The organism is Tepidibacter aestuarii (genome assembly GCF_934924865.1).
GTDB classification, from domain to species: Bacteria; Bacillota; Clostridia; order Peptostreptococcales; family Peptostreptococcaceae; genus Tepidibacter_A; species Tepidibacter_A aestuarii.
In genome coordinates, this window is record NZ_OW235315.1 from 1806877 (window position 1) to 1820390 (window position 13514).

Here is a 13514-nt window from a genome sequence, read left to right on the forward strand (position 1 = left end):
CTTTTTACAATAATATATAGAGTTTAGTTTATACTTGTAAGTCTATGCTTAATCCAAGTCTATCTTTAAATATATCAATTATAGGATCAACCTCAATTTCTATAAACTCAATTACTTGTTCAGAAGCTCTACCTATGAAGTTTATAGGATCCATTATAGATAATATTTCATCTTCAGTCATTTTAAACTCAGGATCATTTATTATTCTATCCATCAAATCATTTTGCTTACCTAATTCTTTTACATTTTTAGCAGATTCCATTGAATAAACTCTTATCTTTTCATGAAGATGTTGTCTATCCCCGCCTCTTTTAACTGCTTCCATTAATATAGTTTCTGTAGCCATAAAAGGAAGTTCTTCATCGATATGCTTTTTAATCATATTTTCATATACAACTAGTCCATCAGTAACATTAATACCGATTTCCAATATTGAATCTATAGCAAGGAATGATTGAGCTATACTTAATCTTCTGTTTGCTGAATCATCTAAGGTTCTTTCTAGCCATTGTGTAGAGTGAACTAAAGCTGGGTTTAATGTTTCTGCTATTACATATTTACATAACGAAGAAATTCTTTCACTTCTCATAGGATTTCTTTTATATGCCATGGCAGAAGAGCCTATTTGATTTTTAGCAAAAGGTTCTTCTATTTCTTTTAAACTTTGAAGTATTCTTATATCGTTAGTCATTTTATGCATACTCTGAGCTATAGATGATAAAGTAGATAAAATTTGATGATCTAACTTTCTAGTATAAGTTTGTCCAGTTACTGCATATGATTTTTTAAATCCCATACTAGATGTTACAAGTTCATCTAATTGTTTTACTTTATCATGGTCTCCTTCAAATAAACTTAAAAAACTTGCTTGAGTACCTGTAGTACCTTTTACTCCTCTTAATTTCAAATTCTCTAATCTATTATTTAAATCTTCGAAATCTATTAATAAATCTTGTATCCAAAGACAAGCTCTTTTTCCAACCGTAGTTAGTTGAGCAGCTTGAAAGTGTGTAAATCCAAGAGTAGGTATATTCTTATAGTTAAAAGCAAACTTTTTTAAATTATTAATTAAATTTACAAGCTTGATTAATACTAATTCCATTGCATCTTTCATGATGATAATATCTGTATTATCACCTACATAGGCACTTGTAGCACCTAAATGTATAATGCCTTTAGCAGTCGGACATAAAAGTCCATAAGCTTTAACATGAGACATGACATCGTGTCTTGTTTCCTTCTCGAATTTTTTTGCATCATCAAAATTTATATTATCTATATTAGCTTTAAGTTCTTCAATTTGCTCATCAGTTATATTAATTCCTAATTTCATCTCACATTCAGCAAGAGCAACCCATAATTCTCTCCAAGTTTTAAATTTCTTTTCTGGAGAAAATATGTAACTCATATCTTTGCTTGCGTATCTTTGAATTAAAGGATTTTGATAATAATCGTGTTTTTGCATGATATCCTCCTTGAAATATTTATTTTTTTCATATCACAATAGTATTATACAATATAATGCGAACTTTAACAAATGTTTTTATGATAAACGTAAGGAAAAAACAAAATAAGCTCAATACTATTTAAATAGTATCAAGCTTATTTTACTTCTAATTGCTAAAAAATATTATTAATTTTTTTATATATTAGATAAAGCTTCTTTTATTCTATTTAATCCTTCTATTATATTTTCTTGAGAAGTTGCATACGATAATCTAATATAATTATCATTCCCAAAAGCTACTCCAGGAACAACAGCTACATGAGAGTTTTCTAACAGATAATTTGCAAAGTCCATAGAACTGTTTATATCATAATTACCTAATTTTTTACCTATGACTTTTGATATATTAACCATTACATAAAACGCACCTTTAGGCATATTACATGAAATATTAGGTATATCATTTATAAGTTCAACCATTTTTTTTCTTCTTTGATCAAATTCATTTCTCATATATTCAATTGCAGACTGATCTCCTTCTAAAGCTTCAATTGCAGCATATTGAGCTATAGTGTTAGGATTTGATGTAGCATGGCTTTGGATGTTAGACATTATAATAGCTATTTTTTCATTAGAAGCTGTATATCCTATTCTCCATCCTGTCATAGCGCAGCATTTAGATAATCCATTTACAACTATAGTTAATTCTTTTATCTTTTCATTTAATGAAGCTATACTTATATGTTTCTGATTATCATATATAAGTTTTTCGTAAATCTCATCAGAAACTACTATTATATTATTTTTTACAGCTAACTCTGCAATTTGTTTTAATTCATCTAATGTATATACAGATCCTGTAGGGTTAGATGGACTAGTTAGTATTATAGCTTTAGTTTTATGAGTTATGTTTTTCTTTAAATCATCAATATTGTATTTGAAATCATTGTCTTCATCACAGTCAATTAATATAGGCTTAGCTCCAGCCATTTTAACTAATTCAGGGTAGCTTACCCAGTATGGGGTAGATATTATAACCTCATCTTCAGGATTGCAAATAGCTTGGAATATATTATACAAAGAATGTTTTGCACCATTAGATACAATTATTTCTTTTGAATTATAAACAAGGTTATTGTCTACTTTTAACTTATTGCATATAGCATTTTTAAGAGCTGGCATACCAGAAGCTGCTGTATACCCTATGTTATTGTTTTGAATTACATCAATAGCTTTGTTTCTTATGTTTTCAGGAGTATTGAAGTCAGGTTCTCCTACACTAAAACTTATAACCTTAATACCATCTTCTTGCATTTTTTTAGCTTTAGCACTTATAGCTAAAGTTAATGATGATGAAATATTGCTATGTTTAATTGAAAGTTCCATAATATCTCTCCTATCTAATATATAACTATATTTAAATCTAATTTTATTATATCAAAAGTTAGTAAAATTTAGATAATAAATCTAAATAATTCTTATAACATATTTTTTTTATAAAATCATTATTATAATTTCTTTTTAATAGTTCATCTATTATTAAGTATAAATATGTACAATCTTTTAAAGGATTTATAACATTGCATCCATCAAAATCTGATCCAAACCCTACACATTCACTTCCACCTATATATATTATTCTCTCTATATGATCTACTAACGAACTTATATTCTTAGCTTTTCCAACAAATTCTTCATAAAAATTAATACCTATTATTCCGTTGATTTTGGAAAGTTCTTTTATTTGATCATCTGTTAAGTTTCTTTTATGTTCATTTATATGATTACTTAAAGAATGAGAAGCTATTATAGGTTGTTTAGTCAATTGTAGAACATCATAAAATGTTTTATAAGAAGCGTGAGAAACATCTATTATTATGTTCATGTTATTCATAGTATTTATAACAGATCTACCAAAATCAGTTAATCCAAAATCAATACTTTCCATTGTGCCACAAGCCACTTTGTTTTTATAGTTCCAAGTTAGAGTTAATGATTTTACTCCTAATATATTTAATGATTTTATTATTTCTATATTGTCATCTATTATATGAGCTCCTTCTATGGAAATAATAATTCCTACTATATTATCATTATTCATGACATAATCTAAATCACTTTTATTTTTTATTATTTTTATATTATCACTATTTTTTTCATATTCATGCAATTTATTTATATATCCTATAGCTTTAAAATAGGAATCTGGAAAGGGAATGGTATAATCTATGTATACAGCCATAAATTGAATTTTAACATTGGATTTTAATAATTTCTGCAAATTTATATGAGTAATATCATTATCATAAAAAGACAAATTATTGTCTTCTATTCTTGTTACACTATCACAATGGCTATCTATTATTTTATATTTCATTTATTTCACCTCTTTCTATTATTATAATAACTATGCTATTTATTATTTTTTGATTTATATATATTTAATTCATCATCATCTATAATATAATCAATATCATCACTATCTACAAAATTCATAACGTATTTATATCGCGTTGCATAGTTCTTATCACTCCATCCCAATTTTTCTTTTACATTTTCATCTTTTAATCCAGATTTTAAAGAAAATGTGGCAAAAGAGTGTCTAAAGTCTTTTGCTGAGTAATTACTAAGACCAGCCATAGACAAAGCATTTTTTACTATAAGTCTTACATTTCTATCAGTAATTGTGTTACTATTTCTACTTTTGAAAACAAAATCGTCAATACTAGTAATTTGTATAGATTCTTTATAATCCATAATCAAATCCCATGAATACGAGGGCAGTTCCACTATGCGTTCTTTTTTTTGATTCCCTATTTTACATGAACAGTTATTTTGAGTATTAGATGTTAAGTCTTTCCATTTCAAGTTTATTAACTCGTTCAATAAGCATCCTGTACTAATTAAAAAAGAAATTATAGCCCTATCTCTCTTATTCAAATTAGGGAATATAGATATTAACTTATTTAACTCATCAAGACTCAATACATCGTTTTTATTTTTTATTCTAGATACATAAGGTTTACTTATATTAGCAAAGGGGTTATTTTGTATATAATTTTCTTTCACTAGAAAATTATAAAAACTGTGCAAATAACTGTATATTTTTTCGCAAGTTGATTTAGCATATATACTGTTGATATATTCTATGAATTGTTTGCTTTCATTAATATTTATGTTTAGCAAATTTTTATCGCTTAAAGTAGACTTAAATAGGATTATTTTATTTAAATAGTCAGATCTACTTAGAGGTTTAAGTTTTCTAGAAAATTCCTTGAATAGTTCATGTTCATATTCTGATAAACCCTCCATAAATACTCCCTCCCTTTAATATTTTAAGATCACATTAATTATACTCTAAATACAAATATTATTAAATTATAATAATTCTAACTTAATAATTAAAATCCTTTGAAAAAATTCAATTTTACTGATATACTTTATATGTTAATTTTATAGAATGTATTAAAGTACATAATTTGAAGGAGGCTTTGCAATGAGCGATATTTTAAAAGCTATAATCCTTTCTATTGTAGAAGGGGTTACAGAATTCTTACCTATTAGTAGCACGGGGCATTTAATTCTTGTCAATCAATGGATAAATTTTGAAGGTAATTTTGGATTTTACTTTAATGTTATTATTCAGTTTGGAGCTATTTTATCTGTTGTAATCTTGTATTTTAAAAAACTCAATCCTTTTGATAAATCCAAAACACAAATACAAAAACAGCAAACTATTAATTTATGGTCAAAAGTAATAGTTGGATTTATTCCAGCTGCTATATTAGGATTTTTATTTGCAGATATAATAGAAAACTATTTAAGTAATCCTATAGTAGTGGCTATAATGCTGTTTATTGGTGGTATTTTTATACTAGTTTTAGAAAATAGCTCTAAAAGAGTCAAAATAAATAATTTTGATAAACTAAGCTATAAAACGGCTTTTTCAATAGGTATGATTCAATGTTTAGCAATGATTCCTGGAACTTCAAGATCTGCTGCTACAATCATAGGAGCAATGCTTTTAGGCACGTCAAGACAAGTAGCTGCAGAATTTTCTTTTTTCTTAGCAATACCTACAATGGCAGGCGCAACAGCTTATTCTGTGCTCAAGATGGTTAAAAGTGGAGTGACAATAACATCTAATCAGTGGATGGTATTACTAGTAGGTATTATAGGTTCATTTATAGTAGCTACATGTGTTATATCTTTTTTTATGAATTATATAAAAAGAAAGGATTTTAAAATATTTGGATACTATAGAATAGTTCTTTCTGTAATAATACTTTTTCATTACTTTGTTAAATAAAATAAGAATGTAGGTAATTACCTACATTCTTATTTTATTTAACATATATTTGTAATTGTATTGATATCCAACCAAAAGCCTCTCTAGTAATTTTTTTCAGTTTCATTTCTAGTTGAAGATATAGATTTTTCAATAAAATCTAATTTTTCTTTATATGATTGCATATAAATCTTCATAATGTGTCCCATTTTAAAATGGGTATTTGGTCCTATATATAGGTATTATATACCATCCTGATGGTTTTAGTCTATTAATTTAGAGCGAACTTGTAATCATCTTTATTATATCGCTGTTCTCTTCTTTAAACGTTGTAACTATTGTAATCTTATCTAGAGCACATGTTAATGCAGTACATATCATATTTAAGTTTTTTATGAAATTGTTAATTTCGTTATTAGAACTAGACTCACTCAAATGATGCCCATATAACATTTCAATTTGACATAATATAAGTGATTTATATTCTAGATTATTTATAGAATATATATTAGATATTGTTACTCCATTTTTATTGCTTAAATTTGTTAATTCATCATTTGCGTATATATAAGGTATATTACTTTCCTCTAATGCTTTTCTTAAAATATATTGAAAATATATCATATTTCCATTTTTCAATTTTCTTTTATTATACGGATATACAATCACTATATCTGAATAACCGAATCCTTTTTTTGTTATTAAGTATTCTATTTCCCATATTATTGATTTGATTTTTTCTTCTATATCATCAACAAATATAATCTCTACATCTTCACCTTCACATCGCAAAGATTTTGTATTTAAATAATAATCATTAGGTAGATTGTCATCGAAATTTTCTATATATTTCTTTATATTACTTCTGAAATTATTTACAAATAAAGATATGTTTTGTGTTTGCTTATAGTTATATTCAAGAGTTATAATATCATCAAAAGCTATATTTTCCCAAAAACCTTTGAATGATTTGATATTATTTTGTATATCTTGAGATTTATCAACTGATATATTAAAAATATTTTTAGACTTAAATAATATACCATGGATAAATTTTATCTCTTCTTCATTAAAGTTTTCACATCCATCTATGAAAATTCCTTTGTATATTTTCTTTTCTTTCAATGTGTTTTTTACTTGTAAAAAAACATTTTTAAAATATTTAGAAAAATCTAGCTTAAGCTTATTGTAATCTATTACTAGATTCAAATCTTTAGCCATCTTAAATATAAATCCATGATAGTTATATATATCTAAGTTATCAGGTGATTTATATAATAAATTAATTTGATTTTTAATATCATGCATCAGCTGCTTATTATATGTTATAAATAAAAATCTTTCCTTTGGATACAATTTAGCAAGTTTTATAGCTCTTGATATTAATATAGTTGTTTTAGAGCTGCCATTAGGACCTGTAAATAGAGTATTACCATACTTTATAGAGTTGATTTTTTCTATTTGAGAAGGACTTAAAAATAATGAATTATATCTATATTCATCTTTAGAAAATAATATCTTTTTGAAAAACTTGTTTTTCGTATTTTCCTTATCATATTTTTTTATGACATGGTATTCAGGTGATATATAGAATCTAAATAGATTTAAAATAACATCATCATTCTCACCCATTAAGTATTTATCTAATAGGCTTGTATCATTAATTAACTCATTATATTTAATATTATCAATAATATGATTATTTATAAAATCATTTTCTATATTATCTATTTCAATATAGGGCATAATATATATTAAGTTATATTTAACATCTAAATTAAAACTTTTTAAATTTTCTTGTAATGTATAGTATTCTTCTTCCATTACTTCTAATAATTCATCTTCTAGTATAGAATATATTTCTTCGGTAGTATCCATGAATTTAATGAATAGAATGTTATTATTTTTAATATACATTAAATCTATATTAATACCATTTACAGGAACTACTTTTGTTAGTCCTATACCACTTAAAGAGTTTATACAATTTTCATAAAAATGCATCTCACTGTCTTTTATTCTAAGCGAATCTAAATTAGAATGAATATTATTTGAATATATTTTCAATTGTATCCCCCTTTTCTTTTTATATTATTATATCATTTAATTATTATTTTTCTAGTAGGACATATTATTTATTATTTTTTTTAACTATGAAAACGGAATCCAATTCATTAACTCTAAAGGCTGTATTTATTAATTGTATAAAAGTGTTATCGTTGGCTTTATTTAAATACATAAGGCGTCTTATTTCTTTGTTGTTTCTAAGTTTGTATAATAACTCTTTTTGTATGCCCATAGATATACTATAAACTATATAAGCTTCCCAAGTTTTAATATTATCTGAATTTAAGACTTTGGGATTTTTAAAATTAATTATGAATTTTTTAAAGTTAATCCATTTTTTCCGCTCTTTATACCCTAATCTTGTTAATTTAGACTTGAAAAGGTATATATTATTTATAAAACCAGATATAATAAGAGCTATAGATACAATATATAGATATGGGTAATATTTATATATAAATAAAACTCCTAATGAAATTTTTATACAGGAATATAAATATAATAAGAATTTCATATGTTTATTTGTTTTTAAATATCCATAATCTGCACACTCTTTATATACTTTTCTTCTCCAAGTGTTATAAAACCTCTTAAATTCCAAAAACTTTTTTTCATCTTGATTGTGTTTTTTTATATCTTCGAAACAAATGATTTTGTTATTTCCAATAAAACCAAATAACCAGTTTAATAAATATTTTTCGTGTTTCTTCAATTCTGTAGTATCCTTATTTGTTAATTGTAATTTATACTTTTCACTAGTTCTATCATATATTTCTAAAATATATCCTTTTCTAATTAAATCAATTATAGTAACAAAAAAATCTTTACTTGTTATTTTTTTATATTTTAATATGCTAATCATAATTGCAGGAGTATAATCGTTTGGTAATTTTAAGTTGTAATTTCTAGGTAAATTTCCCTTTTGAAAAATCAAGATATTTGAAAATAAAATAATTATGTAAACCATATCTATAATTAATACACAAATAGATGCTATATTAATTTTTTTAATTCTACCTATTTTATTTTTATATTTTGTTTCAATACTAATTTCTTCATTTACTAGCTGTTCATATGATGTTAACTCAGTATTATTTTGGATGTTATAATCAGGTATATCCTTTTCTAATAGTATTTCTAACTTCAGCTCTATATTTTGTGGAAAATCATCTATACTATAACTAACTTTATTTTTTTCTACTTTTACATTTTTATATAAATATCCATGTTGGAAAGCTTTAATATTTTCGTATGTTTTGCTCTCTGGAAAACATATAGATATATTCAACTTTTTTATAGTTTTTTCATTATCGATATTGAAAATTTTAAATTTAAACTCATCAACACCATTATGTTTTATAATAAAATCTTCTAAATCATATTCTATTTTATATATTTTAGTTTCAATATTGGATTTATCGTAAACTCTAAAATCCAAGTTATTATTATGATCGAACAACTCTAATTGTAATTGATTTTTATTAGGATATATTTCATATGCTCTTAAATTATCTAATTTAGAATTATTGTCTAGATATAAACTTTTGGTTACTCCATTTGATTGAGAATGAAATTTATATGTTATTTTTTCTATAATATGAGCATCGCCTTTATCATCTACATTTATGTGCATTCTTAAATTTTCAATAGAATAATCTTCTTGTGAAAATACAGGTTTTATTAAAAAAATAAATATTATCAATGATATTAAATTGACTCTTTTTTTTATTTTAATCACCTCTAATATATATTATAAACCATATTTAACCTCTATTTTTAATAAAATTAAAAAGACTTAAAATCTTTTTAGATTTTAAGTCTTTTGGCTTATATGATAATTGGAATTTATCTATGTTTTTTCATTGATTCTTTAATACCATTTTTAATTAAATAAAATTTTTTTATTAGACAACAATCAGGTTCTTTATATTCATGCATATATGAATCTAATAAATTTTTTATTTCATTAAAATTTTTTTCATCATAAGAATATACATGGTCCAACTTATTAGATATAGTATTGAACAACAAAAATCTTTTCTTTATATCCTCACTTTCCATTATATATAACCACTCCTTAAATAAATTTGTTAAAATCTATATTCAGAGTGTTTGCTAAAAAATAGAATTTAAAACATATATAGCAAAATTTTATTTATCAATATCAAATACTACTGTTAATATCATTTTAAACTTCTCTACGGCTAATAGTGAGTGGTTTATATTAGCTGGCATTACTATAGTTTCACCTTTTTTAACATCAAAGCTTTCTTCCCCTATTGTAATTCTAGCTTCTCCATCTAAAATAGACACCATGGCATCCCCTTCAGACTTATGAGTACTTATTTCTTCATCTTTATCAAAAGCAAATACAGTTACATTTACATATTTGTTTTGAGTCAGAGTCTTGCTAATGACAGTTCCTTTTTGATAATCAACCAATGATGTTGTCTCAATAGGTGTTGAAAAATCTATGTTTTTTATAAAATTTTTATTCATATTATATTCCCCTTTCAATTGTAAAGTTTATTTTTATTTATATATAGTATAAAACAAAAATCACATTTATTAAGTAACATATGTTACCTGTGAGTTGTAAATTTTTTTGATCTAAATGCATTAGTTAGAACTTATATAAAGTTTAAACGCTTAGCTACCGGTACAAACATTGGACTTAATAATAGACTGTTAAATATGTACAATAAACCCATAGCTATTAGAATTTAAATTATATATAGATGCCCAAAATAAATTTTGTTTCATATTTTCTAAGTATACATCCTTATCTTTTACTAATTTTTCATTTCTTATTAAAATATTTTTCCACCTAGATATCTAGCAGATTAATAATATCAACTATGCGTGAATTTTTTTACTGATTTTTAAAATGAACATCTATTATCTTCTCAGCAAGTCTTTTTTGTGCATTTGCTTGAGCAACTAACATTATAACAATTAAAAATAACTGAGCTAAATCTTGATTCTCTTTTTCTATTTCATTAGTCTTTTCTTTTATACATCTTATATTCGAAGATATGAAATTTTCGAAATCTTTTGTTTCATTATCTTTTAATTCTAAAAAAATCGAATATATATCATCTAAAGATATTACATCATCTTCGATATTAGACATATCTTTAAGTACAGGTTCAAACAAAAGTTTTATGTCATCTAAAGATAGAACTTGCTTTAAATAATACACTAAAATCATTAGTATTATATGCTGTTTGCTATATTTTTTATTATTAGAGGGCATTAACAATCCTTGTTTGGTATAATTATTAATCATTGTTTTAGTCAATATCTTATCATCATCATTTCTTTTTAAATTAGAAAGCCTTTCATCTATAAAATTTGTTACTTGATCCATATACAAATTTAAATCTGGTATCTCTTCTAATCCCACTTTATCGCCTAAACACAATTCTTTTATAAGTTTAATTAATTCATTTTCATCTATCATTTAAATCACCTCTCTTATATAATATAGTATTCAAAACTATATATCAACATATGTATATAAATTTTAAAAAGTTTTATTATTATTAAAAAAATCTAATCTCAGCTTAATAATTTTCAATTATCAGCTTCGATTAGATTTTTTTAATAATAATAAAACTTTAGATATTAAGATTCACATTCTTCTATTTCAATACTATATTTTCCACATTCAATACATACTATAACACTTATTATATAGCTATTATCTACAACACCTTTTTTTAGCATCTTCTTAAATGATGTATTTTTATACTCTTCAGATATATTACTCATCACATATTTACCATTCTTCGTGAACGCATAAAAATAATATTCAAGAAATTTAAAGTATTTTGCTTTTTCTGCTACTCCATTTAGACAACTTTGGCAAGCTTGATCGTAATAACCTATATCAAAATCTGTATTACTTTGATGCTTCAATAGATCAACTATTACTTCGTGTGTAAGCCCAGTTGGTAAGTTAATTTCATTATTTATATAATTTGACATATCTATAGCGTATAAATTTTCATCAAATTCAAATGTATATTTTCCCATACTTTAACTCCTTTAAAATTAATAATATATGTTAAGTATCTCATATAAGCAATTAATTATCAATATATAACGGTATTATCCAGAGCTATATGTTAGTTGTAACTCTACGCCAAGTTGTCTATAGCAATATGATATTTAGGATCTTCTATTATATTAACTTCTAGTATTTTTTCTGCATCCTTAATAAATTGATAGCATTCTATACTTAAATGCTTTAAATGAAGTGTTTTTCCTTCTGTTTTATATTTTTCTGTTAATGTATTTACACTTTCAATTCCAGAATGATCGAATACTCTTGCATTTGCAAAATCGATAATAACATCTTCAGGATCATTTTTTATATCAAATGAATCAGAAAAATTTCTAGCTGAACCAAAGAATACAGCACCTCGTATCGTATAAACTTTTGATCCGCATGTATCTATATATGAATCTACATCTATTCGTTTCCCTTTTTCCCATGCAAAAACAAGTGATGATACAATTACTCCTATTCCAACAGCAATAGCTAAATCTGTAAATACAGTAATTACAGAAACTAGTATTATGACAAAAGCATCTGATTTTGGAATATTTCTCATTATTTCAAAACTAGACCATTCGAATGTAGCTATTACTACCATGAACATTACTCCTGTTAGTGCAGCCATTGGAATTCTTTCGATCAAACTTGATCCAAATAATATAAATCCTAATAAGAATAAAGAAGCTGATATTCCAGATAGTCTATTTCTACCACCAGATTTTATATTTATCATACTCTGACCTATCATTGCACAGCCACCCATTCCACCAAAAAATCCAGTTATTATGTTAGCTATACCTTGTCCAACACATTCCTTATTGCCTCTACCTCTAGTTTGAGTAATTTCATCTATAAGAGTTAATGTCATAAGTGATTCTATTAGTCCTATAGATGCAAGTATTACTGCATATGGAAATATTATTTCTATAGTTTTAATATTAAACGGTACATTAGGTATATGGAATTTTGGTAAAACTCCACCTACATGAGCTATATCTCCTACTGTTTTAACATCTATTCCAAGTATATTAACTAATAATGAAATTGAAACAATACCTGCCAATGGTGCTGGTATTGTTTTCGTTATCTTAGGTACAATATATATTGTTGCCATAGTTAAAACTACTAATCCTACCATTAAAAACAATTCTCTACCTTGCATCCAATTCATATTTCCACTTTTATCAATAAATTTGAATTGATTAAATTGAGCTATACCTATAACCATAGCTAGTCCGTTTACAAATCCTATCATTACAGTATGAGGTATAAACCTTACAAATTTACCTAACTTAAATAATCCTACAAGTATTTGTATAATTCCCATTAAAACTACTGTTATAAATAAATATTCTACTCCATGTTCACTCACAAGATCAACCATAACTACAGCTAAAGCACCCGTAGCTCCTGATATCATTCCTGGTCTTCCTCCAAAAATAGAAGTTATCAAACCTACTATAAATGCTGCATATAATCCAGTTAATGGATCGACTCCAGCAACAAATGCAAATGCTATAGCTTCTGGTACAAGTGCCAGTGCTACTGTAAGTCCTGATAGTACCTCGTCTTTTAAATTTATTGCTTTATTGTTTTTCAAAGTTACACCTTCCTTCTATTTTTTTATCACAAAAACTAATAATATCATG

Annotated in this window: 12 protein-coding genes; 1 reads left to right on the plus strand and 11 read right to left on the minus strand. The window is 25.0% G+C overall.

Annotated features, from left to right (window positions below):
- Positions 1-28: 28 nt before the first annotated feature.
- The 4 genes from purB to M2214_RS08950 all read right to left on the minus strand — a co-directional run bounded on the left by purB (position 29) and on the right by M2214_RS08950 (position 4759).
- Positions 29-1465 carry an adenylosuccinate lyase gene (purB, locus tag M2214_RS08935; protein ID WP_248484711.1) on the minus strand — a complete coding sequence of 479 codons (1437 nt, stop codon included), beginning with the start codon at positions 1463-1465 and terminating at the stop codon, positions 29-31.
- A 177-nt stretch (positions 1466-1642) separates the two neighbouring features.
- The gene (locus M2214_RS08940) at positions 1643-2833 is read right to left on the minus strand and encodes a pyridoxal phosphate-dependent aminotransferase (protein ID WP_248484713.1); all 1191 of its coding nucleotides are present in this window, start codon (positions 2831-2833) and stop codon (positions 1643-1645) included.
- Positions 2834-2891: 58 nt separating this feature from the next.
- Complete coding sequence (locus M2214_RS08945) at positions 2892-3824, minus strand: dipeptidase (protein WP_248484714.1); 933 nt, start codon at positions 3822-3824, stop codon at positions 2892-2894.
- Positions 3825-3859: 35 nt separating this feature from the next.
- On the minus strand, positions 3860-4759 hold the full coding sequence (locus tag M2214_RS08950; protein WP_248484715.1) for a tyrosine-type recombinase/integrase: 900 nt from the start codon (positions 4757-4759) through the stop codon (positions 3860-3862).
- 184 nt (positions 4760-4943) lie between these two features.
- Between M2214_RS08950 and M2214_RS08955 the strand changes: the two genes are divergently transcribed.
- Positions 4944-5756, plus strand: a complete 813-nt coding sequence (locus tag M2214_RS08955) for an undecaprenyl-diphosphate phosphatase (protein ID WP_248484716.1) — start codon at positions 4944-4946, stop codon at positions 5754-5756.
- A 255-nt stretch (positions 5757-6011) separates the two neighbouring features.
- Here the strand turns inward: M2214_RS08955 and M2214_RS08960 are convergent, their stop codons facing one another.
- From M2214_RS08960 to M2214_RS08990, 7 genes are all read right to left on the minus strand, one after another.
- Positions 6012-7802: a P-loop NTPase family protein gene (locus tag M2214_RS08960; RefSeq protein ID WP_248484717.1), complete on the minus strand. Its 1791-nt coding sequence runs from the start codon at positions 7800-7802 to the stop codon at positions 6012-6014.
- Positions 7803-7866: 64 nt separating this feature from the next.
- Entirely contained in the window at positions 7867-9540 is a 1674-nt protein-coding gene (locus tag M2214_RS08965; RefSeq protein WP_248476363.1) for a DUF2207 domain-containing protein, read from the minus strand.
- Positions 9541-9647: 107 nt separating this feature from the next.
- On the minus strand, positions 9648-9863 hold the full coding sequence (locus M2214_RS08970; RefSeq protein ID WP_248476365.1) for a hypothetical protein: 216 nt from the start codon (positions 9861-9863) through the stop codon (positions 9648-9650).
- Between the two features lie 90 nt (positions 9864-9953).
- On the minus strand, positions 9954-10301 hold the full coding sequence (locus M2214_RS08975; protein ID WP_248476367.1) for a cupin domain-containing protein: 348 nt from the start codon (positions 10299-10301) through the stop codon (positions 9954-9956).
- Between the two features lie 373 nt (positions 10302-10674).
- The gene (locus M2214_RS08980) at positions 10675-11265 is read right to left on the minus strand and encodes a DUF1836 domain-containing protein (protein WP_248476368.1); all 591 of its coding nucleotides are present in this window, start codon (positions 11263-11265) and stop codon (positions 10675-10677) included.
- A 164-nt stretch (positions 11266-11429) separates the two neighbouring features.
- Positions 11430-11840 carry a DUF3785 family protein gene (locus M2214_RS08985; protein WP_248476369.1) on the minus strand — a complete coding sequence of 137 codons (411 nt, stop codon included), beginning with the start codon at positions 11838-11840 and terminating at the stop codon, positions 11430-11432.
- 104 nt (positions 11841-11944) lie between these two features.
- Positions 11945-13465: a SulP family inorganic anion transporter gene (locus M2214_RS08990; protein ID WP_248476370.1), complete on the minus strand. Its 1521-nt coding sequence runs from the start codon at positions 13463-13465 to the stop codon at positions 11945-11947.
- Positions 13466-13514: the final 49 nt, after the last annotated feature.